This window comes from Acinetobacter rongchengensis, assembly GCF_003611475.1.
In the GTDB taxonomy this organism is placed as follows: domain Bacteria; phylum Pseudomonadota; class Gammaproteobacteria; order Pseudomonadales; family Moraxellaceae; genus Acinetobacter; species Acinetobacter rongchengensis.
This window is the reverse complement of the sequence record NZ_RAXT01000021.1, coordinates 1-21,997: the sequence shown is the minus strand read 5'-3', so window position 1 is coordinate 21,997 and position 21,997 is coordinate 1. Positions and strand designations below refer to the sequence as shown.

Here is a 21,997-nt window from a genome sequence, read left to right as displayed (position 1 = left end):
ACAAACATGATAAATAAAGAGATTTCTGAAATTTTTCATAGTTCCACGTCATTACAGCGTGAAAATTTAAGTTTTGCAGACAAAACTGTTGAATCTGTAACCGCTTGGACCACAACATTGTCAATTATGCAGTTGGGCGATACAGCCGAATCTGTTTTAAAAGCAATTCATGAAATTAGTGAGCTCAATTGCAGTGAAACGCTACGTTTTGACTTAATTCAAGTATTACACCCTATTACCGAAAGTTTACTTTCGAGCTTAGAAAAAAATATTTTAAATCAAGGTCTTTCCCAATCTGACCGTATTGAACACATCATTGATTTAATCACAAGAATTCGAACTTATTTCACCAATATTTATATCAATATTGTGCAAAGAAGTGATCAAGCACTTTCTCAAAATAAACTTTCTTTTTTTAAATTTAAGCAAAAACGTAATCTGAAAACTGCCAGAATCCTTGCAACATTTTACGCTTTGGAACAGTTAGGTTTATTACTTGTACAACAACAAATGCTTTATAGTGGACCACTGTCTAAACAATGGCTAACAACGCATTACCTTTATGAATTATCCGTTAAAAACCAAGAATTTAATATCAATGTAAACCAATTACAAGGTACGCATTTTACTATTCAGAATATTCAACAAGCCTATGCGCAAGTATTATTGTTAGATATTTTCAATACACATCAAATACGTCCGTCAGAAACCCAAGCATTGTATCAATGTACTTTTGACTGGGTAAAATTAGTTCAAATTTTACCTAGAGAAACAGCACTGGCACGTTATGTGGTTGATGGATCAAAAGATATTCCCCCTATTTATAATCGTAAACAACATCCTAACTTTCGTACCAGTTTATACGTTTCAACACAAAATCTGCTTGAACATATCAATTTAACCATTCATAAAGACGCTGAATACATGTCTAAGAATGAGAAAATTTATCTGTCTGCTGCTTTGAAGTTTCATGTACAAAATGTACTTGGCACCAATTCTGAACGTCAGCAAGAGCGTTATGAATATACGGCACAATTGGAGATTTGTTTCAGTTTACAGTCTGCGCATTTTTATCTATCTAAAGCCAAAAACTTCTATGAAACTTTAAATATTCACAATAATTTTGCGTTTCAATCTGAGTCAAACAAACATTCAGCTATTGCTACAGGTTCGAATTCTGCATCGAATACAACCCAGATTAAAAATTTAGATCGTGAATCTAAGCAAATCTACCAAGCTCAAGTTCTTGATATCAGTATCAATGGTTATCGAGTTCGTTGGGCCAATGAGACCCCTCGCAATTTAAAAACTGGCGAATTTATTTTGTTGAATGAAAATCTTCAAAATAAATGGAGAGGGGCTATTATTCGCTGGATTAAACAATCCACAAATAAGACTTTTGAAGTGGGATTAGAAGTTTTGGCACAGGATATTTATCCATGTGCAGTTAAAGTTCCTGCAGATCGCTCTGCTTTTAACTATCATCCTTGTTTGATGGTCAAAGTTCCAAATCTTAATGAATCAAATATCTCCATTATTGTGCCTAATCTACCTTTCTTTAAAGAGCATCAGGCCATCTATTTGCGTTTAGGTACTGAGGAAATTAAAGTGTATTTAACTAAAACGGTGTTAATTACCCAAAGTTTTGCCCAGTATGAGTTTGAACTGATTAATGATGAAGAAAGCATTGTTGTTGATCAGTTTATTGAGCAACAATCTACCAATTTGAATAATCAAGATGTATGGGAAGCCTTGAAGTGAGAAATTTGTTATTATCGAAGAAGTTAAAACTCTCTGAAACTCGATTACTCATTATTGATGACAACCAAATTCGTTATAATGAAATTGTTGACTTATTTCAAAGCAAAAAACATTTGGTTCATGCCATCCTACTGGATGAATTAAAGAGTTTTGAGAAACAACTGAATACATCATGGGATTTGGTTATTTTTGGACGTGCTTACGATATCAAAATCGAACAAACCATTACACTGATTCAAGCATCTGCTGACGCTGATATTCCTGTTTTACTCTTAAAACCTGAAGATTATCAAAATGACCAATATTTATCCTACATTCAAAAAGGGATCTATGACGTCATCAATTTAGAAAATACTGAACGTTTTTATGTAAGCTTGGTTCGCGCATTATCCTATAGCCGCACACTACAAGCTCAAAAGCATTTATTGGACGATCTTGAAAATGCTAAACATCAAGCCCAAGCTTTAGTAGACGAGCAACATAAAGCTGTAGCACTCATCCAAGAAGGTATTCACACCGAAGCCAATGAAGAATATCTAAAACTCTTCGGTTTAAATGATGTTGCAGATATTATTGGTTTACCACTACTCGATATTTTACAACCCAAAAATATCAATGATTTCAAACAACGTTTTAAGAAAATTTCACAAGGTCAGTTCGATCTTGCTCGTTTTGAAATTGATACGTTGAATAGCAAAGCAAAATCTGAGAATCCTTTGAAGATTGAATTTCTACCTTCCGATGTAGAAGATGCGATTCAAATTACGATCGAAACCAATAGCTATTCAACCCATTCAACAACGTCATCAGACCTATCTAAAAAAAGAATTTCTTTTGTTGCAAATAGTTTTCAACAAATCCAATATTCACTCATTAATCAACCTGCTAAAGCCAATGCATTGGTTTTATTTAGTCTTTCAGACTGCCCTAAAGAAGTCTTTAATTCTACTTGGAATACAGCTCTTCAATACTTGGAACATTTTCAGCAATTTGTTAAAGAACAAACCAATGATACAGTCTATCAAATCGATAACATTCTATATGGTATTCTCTTACAAGCTGAATCTGAAACTATTTTAGAATCACGTATTCATGGTTTACAGGCTTTAGAGAAACCGCAATTACTTGTCATTAATTCTAAAACCTATCCACTTAATCTAAAAATTGGTTATACCCACATAGATCCAAATCACTTTACTGAACAAAACTTCAGTCATATTTTAGAACAAGCTTATGATCACCGTTTAGTGAAAAAAGATTCAGTATCAGACTTACAATTGTCTGCAACATTGCAAGAAACAAAAATTGAGTTAACCGTTGAGAAACCTAAACTAGAACTTGAAGCAATCGAACCAATTCAATTTGAAGTCGCACCAGCTAAACCCGTGATCGAACCTGCTGCAAATCCGACTTTCCAAGAATCAGCTATTCTGACCCAAATTGTGCGCTCGCTTGAAAAAGGTGAAATTCAACTTAAATACCAACAGCTCTACGACAAACAAGACAGCGTTTTAAATATTTACGAAGTGACTTGTGGCTTTATCTTTAACAACCAGTGGAAAAAAGTCAGTAATTTAATAGAACTTGATGATGATATTGAGCTTTCAATTAAATTAGACCGTTGGATCTTGGTGGAAGCATGTAAACAATTACACAACTTTATTACGCAATACCCTGAAGCTAAATTGATTGTAAATTTAAATCGTCATGTTTTATTTAATGACAAGCAGTTCCCTGAACTCATTTCAAAATTACTGACAATCGTGGGGAGTCGCCTCTCACATCCATTGATTTTGCAATTTGATGAAGAAGACATCGCCAAAAATATCATTGAATCTCAGAAGCAATTTGCAGTTTTAAGAGAAAATGGTGCTGAAATTTCAATTCGTCGTTTTGGTTCAACCATTTCCAGTGAAGCCATCTTAAAACAAATTGATGTTGGCTTACTCACGCTTGATGAGAAGTTTACTGAAAAATTGAATAATGATAAGGCATTATCTGACTTCCAACATTTATTAGAGAAATACCATGAGATTAAACCAATCGACATGGTTTTGAAAAATTTAAATGATATGAATTCATTTGCAAATGCATGGAATGTTGAAGTTCGCTTTTTACAAGGCGAGTACTTCCAGAAGAAATTAGACCATTTGACGGATGTTCAGGATCATTAATCGTAATAGCACTTAAATTATTTATTCTATGCTACTGAACTTTGTTTATTAAAGTTCAGTAGCCCGTTTAAACTTTTTAAAAAATAGGTCACTTCACTATATCCATTCTAAACATAAAGTTTAGGCACAAAAAAACGGGCTTAAGCCCGTTTTTTCGTTTCGCGATATTAACGTTTAACAGAACGTGACATACCAGCAAAACGTTGTTTGAATTTATCGATACGACCGCCAGTATCAACATTCTTCTGTTTACCAGTATAGAATGGGTGGCAAGCTGAACATACGTCAAGGTAAATTGTTTCTTTACCTAAAGCAGAACGAGTTTCGATAACGTTACCACATGAACAAGTAGCAACTAATTTTTCGTATTTTGGGTGAATATCGGCGCGCATGGTCGATTCTCCTAAGTTAAGAAAGGTTTTGCTGTCATCGCAATTAACCACTCTCAATAAATTGAGGAAAGTTGATTAAAAAAATCAACAGGTTAACACCATAACAGACCATTTCTTTTGGCCCACCGAGACTATAAGTGTCAGAGCTAAGCACAACAAGTGGAGCGTATTATACTGAAGTTTTTAGCCAAATGCGACTAATCCAACACAGAATCTTGATTAATTTGCATTTCAGTACTTTTTTGCTTCGACCAATAATTGGCGATCACACCGCAGACCATCAACTGGATTTGGTGAAAAATCATAATCGGCAAAACAATCATACCAAGTGGTTGACCAATAAACAGAATTTGCGCCATAGGTACGCCACTGGCAAGCGTTTTTTTAGAACTACAGAAAAAAATAGCAATCTGATCTTGCTGATTAAAACCAAGCCACTTAGGAATAAAGAATGCCAATAACATGATGATCGTTAAAAAAACTGAACATGCTAAAATCAAATAAATCAGTGTCGTCCAGCTCACCTGTTGCCAAAGCCCCGCAACGACTGCCCCACTAAAAGCACCATAGACCACCATCAAAATAGAACCTTGATCAAAAGTTTTTACAATACTTGGCTTTTTCTGCATGATTGGAAAAACATATGGTCGCAATAATTGTCCTGCGATAAATGGCACTAACAACAGTAAAGTAATTTCAATAATGGATGAAGTTGGATCATAATCATGTTTAGACTGCCCAAAAATAAACAAACTCACTAAAATTGGGGTAATAAACATGCCAATTAAATTTGAAAATGAAGCACTGCATACAGCTGCAGCTACATTTCCCTTAGCCATTGAAGTGAAAGCGATGGAAGATTGTACTGTTGAGGGTAAAAAACACATGAACAAGAATCCCCAGTACAACTGCTGTCCCAATAATGGAATCAAAATAGGTTTAGCCAACAATCCAATGATGGGAAATAATGCAAATGTAAATGTAAAGACCAGCGCGTGAAGTTTCCAATGTAAAATACCTTCGACAACAGCCTCACGAGAAAGTTTTGCGCCATGTAAGAAAAATAAAATGGCGATAGCAATCGTCGTCACTTTGCCAAAAACCAACGCAGCTTGCCCATGCACAGGTACAAATGTAGCTAAAATGACCATGAGCACCAAAAGACAAGTGAACCGATCCAAAGCCAATATTTTTAACATTTTCACTTAAGCATCCTATCTTTTAAATGAAATTAACAGCTTATAAAAAAGCCCAGTAATCAAAAACTTTACCCATAGGTAAAATATTCATCTTACTGAGCTGAATAAATTAAGCTAGCGCTTATACAAAATGTTCAGTATTTCGTTTAAACACTTAAGCTTTCACTTAAGTGTTTGATTACAATTTACAGATCATGTTATTGAATTAATTATTACGAGCATCTTGATCTTGTTGAATCAGCTCAATTTTATAACCATCTGGGTCTTCAACAAAAGCAATTACCGTCACACCACCCTTCATCGGCCCAGCTTCACGAACCACATTGCCACCACGTGCTTTAATCTCTTCACAGGCTTGATAAGCATCATCTACAGCAATCGCGATATGACCATAAGCATTTCCTAACTCATAACTTGATGTGTCCCAATTATGGGTAAGTTCAAGTACGGTATTATGTTCTTCATCACCATAACCAACAAAAGCCAAAGTAAAACGACCTTCTTCATAATCACGTTTGCGAAGTAAAGTCATACCGAGTACTTCAGTATAGAACGCTAAAGATTGTTCTAAATTGCCGACACGTAACATGGTATGCAGCATGCGCATGATTGATTTTCCTATTTTATAAAATATAGCCTGTCAATATAGGCAATACCATTCAAGATTTCAATTTACTCAAAGTAAAAGCAGCCATGACTTGGTTGCTTTTACTTCGTTTGATCTTTATTTTTTCAATGGGTAATCTGCAAAATACTGATCAATCTTATTCCACGGCGAACTGTTTGGTGCTTTATTAACAATATTTGCTGAAATACTGCCGTATAAATCAGTTGGATTTGCCAAATGAAGTTTATTTGCATTCGGATCTAAATACGGCAAATCATTTTGATGTTGCAAGTAAAAATGAAGATCACCAATCATCGGCTGGAAACCATAATTACCATTTGCCCATGCGCTACTATGATTGCCCCAATGGTGTCCAAACTCATGTGCAACAATACCTAAACCTGACCAACGGTAATGACCATAATAAATCCAAGGATCAACACCTAACACTGCCCCTCCACCAAGTCCACCACCCATATTGGTAATCCCTAGCGAGATACCACCGCGATCAAAGATTTCTTGATAAACACGCGTATAATCCGTTGCTTTAAAGTAACCATTTTCTCCATCAACCATGCCAGCATTACCAAAGAATTCATATCCCATAACTTTTTGATGATTAAACCAAAGATGTTCGAATTCTGGACTACTTAATGTGTAGGCAAAATTAGTCATCATAATGACCCATTCACGCGCATATAATGGTGTAATTCTCAACCACTTTGAGTCTGCTTCAGGATTATACGTACCAAAGTAAATATTCCATTTGGCTTTGATTTTCGACAATTTTTGAACATGCGTATCGGTTTTAGAAGCGATTTTTAAATCAAACAAATCACTTGGAAGTTGGTTGAACTGAGTCAAACCTGACAATTGAATCGAACCAGAACCATCGACCAAATTAAATCGTGAATCATCATTAATTTTCAATTTTAATGACACATTTGAAAATGCATCGAGTTGATCCACTTTAGCCAAGACCACCCATTGCTCTGTCCCTTTCACTCTTGCTTGAATTTCTAAATCTGAAACTGGGATAGCACTATAACTTTGTAATTGAATCGTATCGCTGTTCAAGGTTGCAGAGAGAATCTCATTCATAATCACATGACGTAGATTCGGATTCGTAAGCGTCTCCCAACTTTCACCATCCTGCAACATCTTATAACTACTGACTTTTTCTGCTTGCTGTAATTGCAATGGATTCACCACATTCGTAGTTTTCCGTTGCTGCAAAGCACGTAGAGGCATCATAATCACTTTGTTATTGACCAGACTTATCAGATTATTTTCATATACTGCAAGATCCGTTGTTTTTGCCAAACTTTGAGTTTGATCTTGACCGTGTATACGATAGGATCCGAAACGATCTACAGCATTGGGTAATACCTCACTGATCGTTGCTAATTGATTAGCTGGATAAGTTTCTACGGTTCCTGTGCTACGTAATGCATATAACAAACCATCATCAGCAAGATGGCTGACAGAAGCAATATTGGCCTGCTGACGTGTTGCAGCCACATCAACTGCGCCTTGTTGCAAATCACTCACATCATAAACAAAGCTATTTCCGTTGCTTAAATTGGCATAAAGTAAATTGCCAACAGCTTCTAAACGCACCACACAGCTTCGCTCACATTTTGGCAATGCCAAACGCGCGAATTTTCGAGCTTTTAAACTATTTCCAGCAACAACCTGACTTTGTGACCAAACATTAATACGGTTTTCCATATCTGCTGAAAAAACGTAATTGTCATTAGCAGTTACAGCATGTGTATGCACTATTGCGCTATTTACAGTATCCCCCCACCACTGTCCTGTGCCTAAAGCCATGATAAATTGAGGTGTTCCTGTACTGATATCTAAAACATCGACACGGCTCGATGGAAATGAAGAGACATATAAACGCCCTTTATAAATACTGATATCATTTAAAGTATTCCATACTTTTAAAATACCCGTGATTTTCTCAGGGTCGATTGCTGTAAGTACTGTTTTAGTTTTTAAGTCATAGCGTAAAATTTGAGATTTTTCATTGCTATTGGCGATATACAATACATCACCATCTCTGGCAATCGCTCGAGGGTTCCACTCATCTAAACCAAAAGTGTGTGGATTTAACTCTGATGCAGCATCAACAGTACGTAGTTGTTTTAATAAAACAAATTGTTCATTATTATTTTCAGTTGGTGGTTTTGGCGTAGTTTCATTAGCACTACCTGAATTATTTATTCCTTGTTCAGAACCCCCACCACCGCCACACCCCGACAATGCCAATACTATGGCTAAATTTAAAGCAAAAAGTTGCTTATTCATCCTATTCCCCAATAGAAAATCCAATCTTCACAAATTAACAAAAATTGTAAATCAATATATGGATATTAAAACTAAATTGATCACTTTAAATACTTATTTTCAAACATAAATCACACTCTAAATTAAAAAACCTATTTCACTGGTCAAATGAAATAGGTTTGAGCAAACGAAGAACGCGAGGTCTTCACGCTCACCGTTTAATTGTTCATTTTTTTAAATTTGACGATTTGAATGTTCTCTCAACAATTTAGCCACCCAGACCACAAGAATGAGGATCGGAATACCAATTAAAGTGGTCATTAAAAAGAATTTCGGATAACCAATATTGGTCACAATCGTTCCAGAATACCCCCCAAGAATTTTAGGTGTTAAGGTCATCAGTGAGCTAAAAATAGCATATTGAACAGCTGTAAATGAAACACTGGTCAAGCTAGAAAGAAATGCAATAAATGCTGCACCTGCTAAGCCTGAAGCAAGATTATCGACAATAATTGCAAAATAAAGCCAAGCTGAGCTGTATTGCTCGATTACCTTACCTTTAATTTCAATGTTTTCTGTAGACTGGGCATTTATCGCTGAAATCGGTTGAATATCAACATCTAAAGCCGTCTTGTTATCGCTCATTTGATAATTTTGCTGTGTATTTAAAGCCGTATGAGCCTGATTAAAGTTAGCAATCGCAATAATATTTTTTGAAGCAGAACTTTGTAAATCTTTACCATCAATTGTCCCCGTAAACATGCCCTCTTTATCTAATTTTGCAGAATATTCTTTTCCTTCCAACTTTAAAGTGATCGGTTGCTCTGCATTCAATTCAGTGGCTTGCACACCTACAAGTTGTCCTTTAATTACAACGTTTTGCTTTAACTCATCCGCCGATAATTGATTATCACTGGTCACAGGTAAGATTTGGATTTGTGCTGTACCATTGTCTGTTAAATATGGAACAAAATATTCAGCTTTTTCAGATTGATCTGCAAGTGCAACATTGACTTGAATCTGCTTTGCCTTAATTAGCTCTTGATTTGGAACGAGGACTTTCCAATAGCCCACTTCATCAGGTTGAGCTTGGTATTGTTTTTCACCCACTTGTAACATAACAGGTTGCATAGGCGCACCGGATTTCACCAAACCAATAAAAATTAAATTGGTCGAGCTTGCTAAAATCGCACCAATAAACATCAATTTCATGATGTTCATACGCTGTGCCAGTAAACCACCCAAGAAACCACCAACCAAGCTGAAAATTACACCATAAATTTTCACAGCTTCTGCGATTTGTTCTTTACTAAAGTTTAAATCTTGATAAAACACATTAGAGATTACCCCTGCAATAATGTCAGAAATTCGATAAAAACCAATTAACAATAATAAGACTAAAGCCAGTTTAACCCCATAGCGTTTAAAGAAATCTGCAATTGGATTGACCCAAGTTTCATAAGCCATTTGCTTATTTACAACACCCATACGGATGAGTAATGTCGCGACAAAAATAGCCCCTGCACCCGAACCTAAGAATCGCACAGCTTCCATTAAGAATTTCAAGAAACTGTCTTTGATTTCCCACTGTGCCTGTAAATACTGGACAACATCATCTGAATAAATATAAAAACAAACAAAACTTGCAACAGCGACAATAAAAACCAGCACTAAGCGATAATAATCAATGTTTTTATAATGTTTATCTATACGATTAACCATCGGTTCACGGATGATTAAGGTCGTAATAATACCAACCACCATCACAGCAGCCATGGTTAAATAGGTATACTTCCAAGCTTCGTAAATATAGTTACCTTTGGCGGTACCTAATGATGCAGCAAGAAACAGCGCACCTGCACCTGCAACAATCATCCCTATGCGATATCCCGCATTATAAGTCGACGCAAGCACGGTTTGCATTTCAGTTTCAGCAAGTTCGATACGATAGGCATCGATGACAATGTCTTGTGTAGCAGCAGAAAAGCCGAGCAACACGGCACCAACCGCCATTTGATAAATATAGCTCTGCCCAAGCGCAGGATCTGAAAACGCCATGATACAAATTGCGCAAATAATCAGTATCTGAGCAACCAGCAACCAAGCACGTCTTCGGCCTAAACATTTGCTTAAAAATGGCACAGGCAATTCATCAATAAGCGGTGCCCACACAAATTTAAAGGAATACCCTAAAGCAGCCCAACTAAAAAAAGTCACTGCACTTTTTTCGATTCCAGCTTCACCTAACCATAAAGATAAGCTAGAGAAGATCAGAAGGATTGGGATACCTGCTGAAAAACCCAAAAACAGCATAATCGCTGCACGGCGGTCAAGAAATGCGGTAAAGGCAGATTTCCAACCTGTAGACGGTGTTGTCATTGCGTTATTATTTTCTGAAAAATGAAATAGTGCTATTCAACCGCTTAATGCTCAGAGTTTCAATCATTTTTATGCAACAGTTGTACGCATTTACAGATATTTCCACTTTTGGCGCTTGATCTTTCCCCCCAATCCTGTATACCTTTAGCTTTTAAACCTTCATTTGTTTTGGATTCAACCTGTGACGCAAAGACACGATCAATTAAGTTCAACCACTGTTTCTAATATGACAACCACAACCGCATTACAAAAAATTGAAAACAACTTAGCAACTGCTTTTGATCAAACAGAAATTCAAAATACATTGGCTTTAACTGCGCTTAAAGCTGAGCAACTTACGCATATTCCTAATTTTACAACGATTCCTTCGTCTACACGAAGAATCAAACCCTTAAATAACTTTTTGGGTCAAGATCGTGCCAAAGCTTCCGTAGAAGCAGGTATCGCCTTACCTTATTCTGGCTATAATATTTTTGCCGTTGGAACAGCGGGTTTGGGTAAACGCACCATGATTAAGCGTTTACTTCAGCAACACGCAAAAAGTATGCAAACGCCTGATGATTGGGTTTATGTTTATAATTTTAAGAATGCAAGACAACCGATTGCACTACGCTTCCCTGCAAGCCAAGGCAGTAAATTTCAAAGTTTAATCCATCAAACTTGGCAAACCATTCTCAAACAGCTTGAACGCCGTTTTAGTGCAGAAACCTATCACAATCATATCGAACGAATCCGCCAAGTGACTGGCAATGAACAACAATTGGCCTTGGTTGAATTGACCAAAGAAGGTGAAGATTTAGATCTAAAACTGATTAATCGACATGATGAGCATATTTTTGTCCCGATTCATGTCAAAAATGATGAAATTTTGGAAATGTCACAAGAAGACATAAATGCGTTAAACAGCAAACAGCGTGCTGAAATTCATTCTAATATCCGTTATATGGATAAAAAATTAGAACGTTTGGGTCTGCAACTGGGCGATCTTGAAGATGAAGCACGAGATAAGGTTTCTGAGCTCAATCGTGATATTGCCAAACAAGTCGTAATTCCTCGCATGGAAGTCATTCTCAATAAGTTTGAATCTGTGCAAGGACTTGAACAATACCTAAAACTATATGCTGCCGATATTATTGAAAATGTCGAAACCATTTTAGACCAAGAAGGTGAAGAATTTTCTCCTGCGCTGTTTAACCGCGTTCCTTCACGCTACCAAGCCAATGTTGTTGTCAGTAATAAACCAAATTCAGGTGCGCCTGTTATTTTTGAAGACTTCCCAACACATTACAACTTATTGGGTCATGTTGAACAATTAACCCAAAATGGCACGATTACCACAGATTTTACTTTAATTCGACCAGGTTCTTTGCATCAAGCCAATGGTGGTTTTTTAATTTTAGAAGCTGAACAACTTTTAGAACAACCTTATGCATGGCAAGGGTTAAAACGTGCCTTAAAGTCTGGACAATTAAAGCTTTCATCTTTAGAACACATGCTGACCTTAACAGGAAGCATCTCCATTGAACCCGCACCTATCCCACTGAATTTAAAAGTCGTTTTACTTGCAGAACCTGAAATTTACTATGAAATTTTAGAACTAGAGCCTGAACTGGGCAGTGTTTTTAAAATCCGTGCCGATTTTACCGATACTTTGCAACGTAATGATGACAATGAACAAGCCTATATGCAGTTGATTGCTGATTATGTTCAACAAGATAAATTATTGCCTTTTGATCGTTCTGCACTTGCAGCTTTACTCACAGATTCAAGCCGTCAAGCTGAAGACCAAAGTTCATTGTCATTACACGCTTTAACTTTAGGTGATTTGATTCGTGAATCGCATCATCATGCTGTGCAATCAGGTGAAAAGCTAGTCACATCTCATCACATCAATACTGCACTCAAACACCGTCAATATCGCTTAGGCTATTTAAGAGAGCTATATTGGCAAGATTTATCGCGTGGTACACAATTGATTGAAACACGTGGCCATCGTTTAGGACAAATCAACGCGCTATCCGTCATTCACTACGCAGATGTTGAGTTTGGCTTACCTTCTCGTTTAACTGCTTCTGTGTATCAAGGTGGCGGGGATATTTTAGATATCGAACGCAGCGTCGAATTAGGTGGCTCATTGCATGCCAAAGGCGTGTTACTGATGTCGAGCTTCTTAAAAGCACATTTCGGTCGTGAACAGATTTTACACTTCTCTGCTGCACTTGCTTTTGAACAAAGTTATGGACAAGTGGACGGCGACAGCGCCACAGTTGCTGAATTATCTGCATTAATTTCAGCGATCTGCCAATTACCGATTGATCAATCTTGGGCAATTACAGGATCTATGAACCAATTGGGGCAAGTACAACCGATTGGTGGTGTCAATGCCAAAATCGAAGGTTTCTTTGATGCATGTAAGTTACAAGGCTTAACACATAAACAAGGCGTCATTATTCCTCGTCAAAACATGCAACATTTAATGTTACGTCAGGATGTGATTGAAGCCGTTGAAGCTGGTCAATTCCATATTCATGCAATCGACACCATCGACCAAGCGTTAGAAATACTGATGGCCCGTCCTGTAGGAACATTAGATAAAAAGGGACGTTACACCAAAGGTTCAATCTATGCTGCTGTCATGGCGCAACTTGAATACTGGCAAGCGCTTGAAGACGGAATTGAAATCGAGGAAAAACCAAAGAAAAAGAAAAAAAAGAAGAAGACAAAAAAAGACCAAAAGATTGAAACCGAAGCAACGGCTATTGTTGAGGCGAGTTCGGTCGAAGTCATTGATAAGCAAAATCAATCGGAATAAATATAGATTGATTTTAAATGCTGAGGCAACAAGACATTGTACTTTAAGCGTTGAAGTGCAATGTCTTTGTAATGACAAAACCTTTCAAACTCATGCTGTTAAATCAAATTTTGATGATGCAAAATATTGATTTTTCATCAAAAAAATCAAAAACTGTAAGATAAATTTTGACAATAAAAAAGCACCTTTCGGTGCTTTTTTAATATCTTCAGCTTATTGAGCTTCAGACGCAGGGCTATACTGCTCAACCAATGGTTTTAACTCACCATTTTGGAACATTTCGAGCATAATATCGCTACCGCCAATCAACTCACCGTTGATCCACAATTGTGGGAATGTCGGCCAATTTGCAATTTGTGGCAAGATTGCACGAATATCAGGATTTTCCAAAATATTTACATAAGCAAATGGACGACCAATTTGACTAAGAGCTTCAACTGCACGAGCAGAGAAACCACACTGTGGAAACTGTGGAGTACCTTTCATATAAAGAAGTACTGCATGTTTAGCAATTTGATCGCGAATTAACGCTTCTGTATCACGCGCTTGTTCAGTCATTGATAAATCCTCAACTCATCTGCCTGCATTATACCTAAATCCACAATAAAGAGTATGTCTTGACGATTATTTCCAATTTTATTTGTATTTAGGCTTTAAATCTTTGTCAATCTTTGGTTAGATGATTCTTTCTTTTTATTCCTAACAGATAAGAGTTAGTCATGAACAACATCACCCTCGCTCCAATACAACCTGATCAACCATCTCACTTGATGTCTGTATTTAGCCGTCAACCGATCAGTTTTGTTCGAGGACGAGGTTCTTATCTTTATACAGAAGATAATACTGAATATTTTGATGCACTTACAGGAATCGCTGTGTGTGGTTTAGGTCACGCGCATCCTGTTATTGCAGAAGCGATTGCAGAGCAAGCAGCGACTTTAATCCATACCAGTAATATTTACGAAGTGCCTTGGCAAACTGCCGCAGCTCAGAAACTTGCCGAAGTTTCAGGTATGGAAGAAATTTTCTTTTCAAATAGTGGCGCGGAATCAAATGAAGGTGCAATTAAAATTGCACGTAAATTTGCTCATTTACAAGGCATTAGTACCCCTAAAATCATTGTTGCTGATCAATCTTTTCATGGTCGTACCCTTGCAACATTGTCTGCAACAGGCAATAAAAAAGTTCAAGAAGGTTTTGCACCTTTGGTTGAAGGTTTCATCCGTGTTCCATTTGGCGACATCGAAGCGATTGAAGAAGCAGCGATCCAACATCCTGATATTGTGGCGATTCTAGTTGAACCAATTCAAGGAGAAGGTGGTGTAAATACAGCTCCACAAGGTTTTAGCTACCTTGAAGAAATTCGTCATATTTGCAATCAACACAATTGGTTAATGATGCTTGACGAAGTACAAACAGGTAATGGACGTACGGGCAAATATTTTGCTTATCAACATACCAATATCGTTCCCGATGTTCTAACCACTGCTAAAGGTTTGGGCAATGGTTTCCCTATTGGCGCTGTAATGACACAAGGTCGCGCTGTTGGTGTGCTCACTCCAGGCAATCATGGTTCAACTTACAGCGGAACACACCTAGGTTCACGCATTGTTTACACCGTCATTGATCTGATTGAGAAAGAAAATATTGTTGCGAATGCAGCTAAAATTGGTACTTATCTTGTTGAACAATTCCGCACTCAACTTGCAGATCAAGATGTGATTGTCCGTGGTTTCGGTATGATGATTGGCATTGAATTACCTAAGGCATGTGCTGAACTTGTAAATATTGCACGTGATGAACATCATCTTATTATCAATGTTACCTCTGGTAATGTTGTGCGTTTGCTTCCTGCTTTAAATATGAATCACCAACAAGCGGATGATCTATTAAAGCGTCTTGTTCCTGCGATTAAAAAGTTTTTAGCTTAAGACTAAAAATGGTGAATGGAGCTTAAACGGCTTCATTCACCATTTTTAAAGATTTAGGTCTAAGTCCTTCAAAATTTTTATGCATAAAAAAGCCGCTATAAAGCGGCTTTTTTATTTAGACTCGAACTTTCAAGAAGCTTCTTGAAAGATTCTTCCGCCAGGTAATTGACCAAAGTATTGTTTTAAAGCATCTAAACAACGATGAATCTTCATCGGCTGTTGTTCACGTTTTAAAGTTACAGCACTCAAAGTGAACGTTGGTAACTTCCACTCTGGCAATACTTCTACCAATGTCCCATTCATCAATTCTTTTTGCACATCTAAATAAAGAATGCGTGCAATCCCATGTCCATTTTGGCACAGAGATTTTGCAATAAATACATTATTTGTTTGAAGACGGTGCTTCATCTCTAAATTAACAACTTCGCCTGTTGTACCGTGCTGAAATGAAAAATGTTGATAATTTTTCAAAATATTTATTGGAATCAGATCATGATTCTGTAAATTTTCAGGACGTGAAATAGGTGAAGTTTGATTTAAATAACTTGGCGATGCAACTAAGATCTGATCCACTCGTGCCAAAGGCGTACAGCTTAAGTTATTCGAATCTTCCATTTTAGAAGACATACGAATAGCAATATCGATACGCTCTTGAATCAAGTCGATATATTGGTTATCTGCTTCAAAATGAACCATCAAACCACGATGTGCAGACATCCAGTGTGATAATGCGGGCACAACATGTGTTGCACCTATTTCCGGGGTAGTCGCAATGCGTAAATCACCAACTAAATCGTCTCTCAACTCATTAATACGGATTTTTCCACGCTCTGCCGCAGCAAGCATTTCTTGACAGCTGTGGAAAAAAGCTTGACCAGCCTCAGTTAAACTCAGTTTCCGTGTAGAACGATGTAGAAGAGTCACTTCCATTTCATGTTCTAAAGATCGAATTTGCTGACTAACTGCACTTGTCGTAATACCGAGATCACGCGCGGCACCACTAAAAGAGCTTTTTTCAACAACACAAGCAAATACACCCATTGCTCGAAGTTGATCTAACATAAATTTCCCTCTGAAATTATGAGTTGCTTCACATTTTTCCATTCAAAACAACTCATTGTATTATACGAAGAAAATTACACTTTGCATCAAAATTATTAACTTAGCGGTAAAATATTTGCAGGATTGATAGGTTTACCATCTAATCGTACTTGGAACTCTAACATGACACTATTTGCGCCCGAAGAACCCATTTCTGCAATTTTTTGCCCGGCATTAACATTTTGACCACTTTTCACTAACATTTTACTGTTATGAGCGTATGCAGTTATGTAACCATCGATATGTTTTATTAGTACAAGATTACCATATTCTTTCAAACCATCTGCAGCATATACCACTTGCCCATCGGCTGCTGCAAATACTGGATCGCCTTGATTACCGCCAAATCTTAAACCTTTGATATTATTTGTTACATTAAAGTTGGCAATCACTGGTCCATTTGATGGTTTTACCCATCTTAAACTAGAGCTATTCACAGGAGTAGCAGGCACCTGCGTTGTTACGATAGGCGCAGCTGTCGTTGTAGGTGCTGTTTGTTTAACTGGAGGCACTACAGGCTGTTGGGTTGGTAAATTAATCGTTTGACGTTGAATCTGAGGTGCAGTGTTCAGTGCTTGTGTGGTAGGACGATTGACATTATTGCCCGATTTTTTCAATCGAATAGATTGTCCAACATAGATTCGATAAGGTGGCACAATATCATTCATTTCTGCAACACTGATATAACTTAAACCATAACGCATTGAGATACCACTTAAGGTATCACCAGAGCGAACAGTATAATAATCAGGTGCAACCGCATAACGTGTTGGATTATTAATTTGTGGCTTAGATGCACAACCAGTAACAAGCAATGTAGAAGTGACTGCGACTGCTAAAAAAATCGTCTTTATCCATAGCTTAGGCATTTGAATTTGGAGCTGTGTAGCCAAAAGCATTGATTTCCCTCTCTACATCTTAAATTTTGAAATATTTTGCTAAGATTAGCAAAAAACAATTAACTTTCACCGTTTGACAGTGCTTTTTCACAAACTTATAACATTCATACATCAAAATGACTATGTGATAATTGCATTTGCAACGTTTCCAATACATCATAATTGGTTGCATCCATCTGAATTGGCGTAATGCTGACAAAACCATTAGCAATTGCAAAAAAGTCGGATTGAATATTGTTTAGATTTTTCTCTGGGTCTGTTACCGCCTCGCCTGCTAAACCAATCCAGTAGACTTGTCGCCCACGTGGATCTACATGGCTGGTGATCGGTTTGGATTGAATTCTTCTTCCTTGGTAAGTGATTTGTGTCCCTTTTATTTTAGCAACATCTGGAATATTAATATTAAAGATATGTCGTTCTGGAAGTTGCGGTAATCCATTGGCAATGAATTGATAGACCCACTGCGCAGCTTGCGCATAATCATTTGGGCTATCATAAGCACGAACATTGCTTCCTGCTAAAGAAACGGCTATCGCAGCTTGTTTCATTAAACGTCCTTCAAAGGCTGCACCAACCGTTCCAGAGTACAATACGTCATCGCCCAAATTAGCGCCACTATTGATACCACTCACAACCAAGTCAAATTCAAAATCAAATAAACCATTCATTGATAAATAAACACAGTCTGCTGGTGTCCCATTAACCGCCCACATATCTGGAGCGATTTGGATTGGTCTCAGTGGACGATCTAATGTAAGCGCACTTGAAAAACCACTTCGTTCACTTTCAGGTGCGACAATCACTACTCGGCCCAATGGTCGTAATGCTTTTGCAAGTGCTTGAATACCTGGTGCAAATACACCATCATCGTTTGCTATTAAAATATTCACTTTGGTCTACTCTTCAGTCGTCTTTTATTCAATTTCTATTGAATAAATCGATTTAAATTTATTCAGCAATTATATATAGTTATGCATTCAATTCTAAATCAATTTGTAGTTTAAAAAGATGATTACACGTTCTCTTATTCGCACATTTTCTATAGCTTTCATCACATTTTGCACTCAGTCGGCATTTTCTGAAACATTAACCAAACAAGAAGCAGACCTCATCATTAAAGAAGATATTGCTGCAACTCAAGTATTGGCTGAAGTATGCCCTGCTTTGATTGGAAATAATCCTATTTTAAAAAGTAAAATTGATGGGTTAACACAAAGTTCGTTAAAAGAACTTTCTAAACCAACAACATTTGAACAATTACAACAAGATGCTGAATACCAAACAGCATTTAAAGAAGCCCAAATCAGTGTTAAAGAAGCAGATTCTGAAGAACATAAAGCCGTTTGTAATGACGTCATAGCCCTTGAATCTTAAGCATTAGCAAAACATTTCTATCATGCAGAACCTCATGAATTAAGCGGATATCATTCTGTGTTTCTGCATGTATTTTCTTATTATAAATTCATATAAATCTACAACATCGATACATTATCTCTATATTTTTCACTGTTTTTAAGTTTACTCTATGCCCATTCTTAAGTTAATGAGTTTAATCATGCGTATGACTTTAAAAATGCTTTCAATAAGTCTTATTTCAGCAAGTAGTTTCCTAATGACACAATCTTTTGCTGCCCCTAATAAAGCAGCAAGTGAGGAAAATATTGATGTAACTCAAGAACAGATTTCTCTTAATGAAATTGCAACTGTTTACAATTTATCTTTAATGTGTCCATCTCTGATAGATGACAAAGACAGTAAAAAATTTAATCAAAATTATGCTATCGAGTTAAAAAAAGTGCTACCAAATGAGGCGAATCCTCAAGAAGCGATCAAACAGCTTAGCAAACAAAAAGATTTCAAAAGTTCTTTAAAGCAGATCCAAACTGAATCAAAACGCTTTGGAGACAAAGAAAATAAAGAAATGTGTCAAGAAGTCGTTGATTACAACTATTAAAGTAAAATAGTTACAATAAGTAGGAAATAAGCCGACTTTTCGTGTAGAAGTCGGCTTTGCTTTATCCTAGAATACTAGGCTGTTTTTGTGCCCATATAACGATTGGAACGACCTAGAATGACCAGAAAAAGCGCCATTGCTGCATTATTACTCTTACCCTCATTTTCTTATGCAGCAACCGTCTTATCTACACCGCCAGAATTAAATAATAAATCGTATGTCTTAATGGACTACGAAACTGGGCAGATTCTTGCATCAAAAAATGAAAATGAAAAATTAGCACCCGCATCAATGACTAAAATGATGACCAGTTACATCATTGAGCAAAAGCTACTTAAAGGCGAACTGACTGAAGATGAAAAAGTTCGTATGAACGAGTCAGCATGGTGTCGTGGTAGTAGTACTGAATCGTGTATGTACGTGCCACTCAACGGTACTGCAACTGTTTTAGAAATGTTACGCGGTATTATTATTCAGTCTGGTAATGATGCTTCTAAAGCAATGGCTGAACATATTTCGGGTAATGAAGGTTCTTTTGCCTATGCCATGAACCAAGAAGCAAAACGCGTTGGTATGGTAAATACTCATTTCATCAACGCAACAGGTATGCCTGCTGAAGGTCATTATTCAACTGCTAAAGATATGGCTGTTCTAGCGCAACACATTATTCACGACAGCTCAAAATATTATCCAATTTATTCTGAAAAAGAATTTACCTTCAATGGTATTAAGCAAGGCAACCGTAATGCCCTGCTTTACACAGATCCAAGTGTAGATGGTTTAAAAACTGGTCATACTGAAGAAGCAGGTTATTGTTTAACAACATCTTCTAAGCGTGGACCAATGCGTTTGATTTCAGTGATCTTTGGCGCACCGTCGATGAATGAGCGTGCAAGCCAAACTCGTTCATTACTTGCTTGGGGTTATTCAAACTTTGAAACTGTAAGTGTACAGCCTGCCAACAAAGCTCTTGCGAAATCAAAAGTTTACTTCGGTCAAGAAAATGATGTCCAAATTGGTTTAGCAGAAAACTTCAATGTGACTATGCCTAAAGGTCAGGCCAATGCGATCAAAACACAAATCAACGTTCAGCCGAACTTAAATGCACCATTAAAACAAGGTCAAGTGGTTGGTAAATTGACTGCAACTTTAGATGGTAAAGTGATTGCAGAAAAACCTTTGGTTGCGTTAAAAGCAGTTGAAGAAGCTGGTTTCTTCTCTCGCTTAATCGATCATATTAAAATGTTCTTTAGCAACTTGTTTTAATTCCAAGATTTAACACTGAGTTTTGTCTTAGACCAAAGCATTCATATTCTCTATATGGATGCTTTTTTATTTATAATGCTTTGCAGGTGTCAAAATTGATATTGATAGAACAAGGATTTCGCCAATGAAAAAGAATATACGTACATATTTAGAACATCACCCAAAGGTTGATTCTACTTGTTATGTCGATGAGTTGTCAGTGATCGTTGGCGAAGTATCTTTAGCTGAAAATGTTTCTGTTTGGCCTTTTGCTGTGATTCGTGGGGATGTAAATAGCATTAAGATTGGTCGTAATTCTAATGTTCAAGACCATTGTATGTTACATGTCAGTCATAAGAACGACGCTAAACCCAATGGCTCACCTTTAGTGATTGGTGAAGATGTCACAATTGGCCATCACGTGACTTTACATGGCTGTACAATTGGTAATCGTGTTTTAGTTGGAATCAATAGTATTGTCTTGGACGATGCCATTATTGAAGATGATGTGATGATTGGTGCAGGTTCTTTAGTTCCACCACGTAAGCGTCTAGAAAGTGGTTTTTTATATGTGGGTAGCCCTGTTCAAAAAGTTCGTCCTTTAACGGATAAAGAAAAAGAGTTTTTACCCTATTCAGCGAGACATTATGTGAAGGTGGCGGGGAATTATTTACAACAAGAAAATAACTAACTGTAAAACTTGAAAACAAGTTTTGAATAATCAAACTTATTATTTCATTTACATTGAAGTTTAAATACGTGTTTTCAAATGATGCTTATTTCAAAAACTGTATTAGCTTTGCAATTAAGATATCGATTCAAAAGCATGTATTTGTAACATATAAAAACATATTTATTTTAAATAAAATAGTAATTCAAAAACATTTAACCTAATTTTTTGAGTATTTAGATCATAAATCAAGCATTAAATTTTATCAATTTAATGCTTGATTTTTATTTCCAACAACTCAAGTTTACTGTTTTACTCTTAATATTTAAGATCATATTCTTTACTTTAGCTTTAAATTTTATAATCAAAGCAAGTCACCCACTCTATTATACCTAAGTTAAAATTAATATAAATTTTATGTGATTATAATAAAATTACAATATTTCACCTATCCTTATTGTTTATGCTTTAATACAAGACCCTTAAATAAAAAGTAAAAACAAAATGAAAGCATTAATAACTGTTGGTTGTACAACTGATCATGGTGGATACATCATTTTAGGTGATTCATCTTTTAT

At 36.6% G+C, this 21,997-nt stretch carries 17 protein-coding genes; 8 read left to right on the top strand and 9 right to left on the bottom strand.

Annotated features, from left to right (window positions below):
- Window positions 1–6 precede the first annotated feature (6 nt).
- Together D7V20_RS10970 and D7V20_RS10965 are read left to right on the top strand one after the other, a co-directional pair.
- Window positions 7–1,761, top strand: a complete 1,755-nt coding sequence (locus D7V20_RS10970; RefSeq protein WP_120384331.1) for a GTPase — start codon at window positions 7–9, stop codon at window positions 1,759–1,761.
- Window positions 1,743–3,935 carry an EAL domain-containing protein gene (locus D7V20_RS10965; RefSeq protein ID WP_120384330.1) on the top strand — a complete coding sequence of 731 codons (2,193 nt, stop codon included), beginning with the start codon at window positions 1,743–1,745 and terminating at the stop codon, window positions 3,933–3,935. Before D7V20_RS10970 ends, D7V20_RS10965 begins: the two co-directional genes overlap by 19 nt.
- A gap of 167 nt (window positions 3,936–4,102) precedes the next feature.
- Here D7V20_RS10965 and rpmE read toward each other — a convergent pair whose 3' ends face one another.
- From rpmE to D7V20_RS10940, 5 genes are all read right to left on the bottom strand, one after another.
- A complete protein-coding gene (gene rpmE / locus D7V20_RS10960) occupies window positions 4,103–4,327 on the bottom strand; it encodes a 50S ribosomal protein L31 (RefSeq protein ID WP_004831212.1) in 225 nt (74 codons plus the stop codon).
- A gap of 197 nt (window positions 4,328–4,524) precedes the next feature.
- Complete coding sequence (locus D7V20_RS10955; RefSeq protein WP_171407801.1) at window positions 4,525–5,532, bottom strand: bile acid:sodium symporter family protein; 1,008 nt, start codon at window positions 5,530–5,532, stop codon at window positions 4,525–4,527.
- Window positions 5,533–5,731: 199 nt separating this feature from the next.
- The gene (gene gloA, locus D7V20_RS10950) at window positions 5,732–6,133 is read right to left on the bottom strand and encodes a lactoylglutathione lyase (RefSeq protein WP_120384328.1); all 402 of its coding nucleotides are present in this window, start codon (window positions 6,131–6,133) and stop codon (window positions 5,732–5,734) included.
- 117 nt (window positions 6,134–6,250) lie between these two features.
- Window positions 6,251–8,449 (bottom strand): YncE family protein, encoded by a 2,199-nt coding sequence (locus tag D7V20_RS10945; protein ID WP_120384327.1) that lies wholly within the window; start codon window positions 8,447–8,449, stop codon window positions 6,251–6,253.
- Window positions 8,450–8,662: 213 nt separating this feature from the next.
- Window positions 8,663–10,807, bottom strand: a complete 2,145-nt coding sequence (locus D7V20_RS10940) for an AmpG family muropeptide MFS transporter (RefSeq protein WP_120384326.1) — start codon at window positions 10,805–10,807, stop codon at window positions 8,663–8,665.
- 226 nt (window positions 10,808–11,033) lie between these two features.
- On the opposite strand from D7V20_RS10940, the gene D7V20_RS10935 reads away from it, so the two are divergent.
- A complete protein-coding gene (locus D7V20_RS10935) occupies window positions 11,034–13,619 on the top strand; it encodes an AAA family ATPase (protein ID WP_407923948.1) in 2,586 nt (861 codons plus the stop codon).
- Between the two features lie 213 nt (window positions 13,620–13,832).
- On the opposite strand, the gene grxD is transcribed toward D7V20_RS10935, so the two are convergent.
- Window positions 13,833–14,177, bottom strand: coding sequence for a Grx4 family monothiol glutaredoxin (gene grxD, locus D7V20_RS10930; RefSeq protein WP_120384324.1), 345 nt, complete (start codon window positions 14,175–14,177; stop codon window positions 13,833–13,835).
- Window positions 14,178–14,338: 161 nt separating this feature from the next.
- Between grxD and D7V20_RS10925 the strand changes: the two genes are divergently transcribed.
- Window positions 14,339–15,550, top strand: coding sequence for an aspartate aminotransferase family protein (locus D7V20_RS10925; RefSeq protein WP_120384323.1), 1,212 nt, complete (start codon window positions 14,339–14,341; stop codon window positions 15,548–15,550).
- Between the two features lie 129 nt (window positions 15,551–15,679).
- Here D7V20_RS10925 and D7V20_RS10920 read toward each other — a convergent pair whose 3' ends face one another.
- From D7V20_RS10920 to surE, 3 genes are all read right to left on the bottom strand, one after another.
- Complete coding sequence (locus tag D7V20_RS10920) at window positions 15,680–16,612, bottom strand: LysR family transcriptional regulator (RefSeq protein WP_120384356.1); 933 nt, start codon at window positions 16,610–16,612, stop codon at window positions 15,680–15,682.
- A 95-nt stretch (window positions 16,613–16,707) separates the two neighbouring features.
- Window positions 16,708–17,550, bottom strand: coding sequence for a peptidoglycan DD-metalloendopeptidase family protein (locus D7V20_RS10915; RefSeq protein WP_120384322.1), 843 nt, complete (start codon window positions 17,548–17,550; stop codon window positions 16,708–16,710).
- Between the two features lie 104 nt (window positions 17,551–17,654).
- On the bottom strand, window positions 17,655–18,440 hold the full coding sequence (surE, locus tag D7V20_RS10910) for a 5'/3'-nucleotidase SurE (protein WP_120384321.1): 786 nt from the start codon (window positions 18,438–18,440) through the stop codon (window positions 17,655–17,657).
- Between the two features lie 118 nt (window positions 18,441–18,558).
- On the opposite strand from surE, the gene D7V20_RS10905 reads away from it, so the two are divergent.
- The 4 genes from D7V20_RS10905 (at window position 18,559) to D7V20_RS10890 (ending at window position 21,440) form a co-directional block, all read left to right on the top strand.
- Complete coding sequence (locus D7V20_RS10905; protein ID WP_120384320.1) at window positions 18,559–18,924, top strand: MCR_0457 family protein; 366 nt, start codon at window positions 18,559–18,561, stop codon at window positions 18,922–18,924.
- A gap of 181 nt (window positions 18,925–19,105) precedes the next feature.
- Window positions 19,106–19,504 (top strand): MCR_0457 family protein, encoded by a 399-nt coding sequence (locus tag D7V20_RS10900; RefSeq protein WP_120384319.1) that lies wholly within the window; start codon window positions 19,106–19,108, stop codon window positions 19,502–19,504.
- A gap of 117 nt (window positions 19,505–19,621) precedes the next feature.
- A complete protein-coding gene (gene dacC, locus D7V20_RS10895; protein WP_120384318.1) occupies window positions 19,622–20,770 on the top strand; it encodes a D-alanyl-D-alanine carboxypeptidase PBP5/6 in 1,149 nt (382 codons plus the stop codon).
- 124 nt (window positions 20,771–20,894) lie between these two features.
- Window positions 20,895–21,440, top strand: coding sequence for a gamma carbonic anhydrase family protein (locus D7V20_RS10890; RefSeq protein ID WP_120384317.1), 546 nt, complete (start codon window positions 20,895–20,897; stop codon window positions 21,438–21,440).
- Window positions 21,441–21,997: the final 557 nt, after the last annotated feature.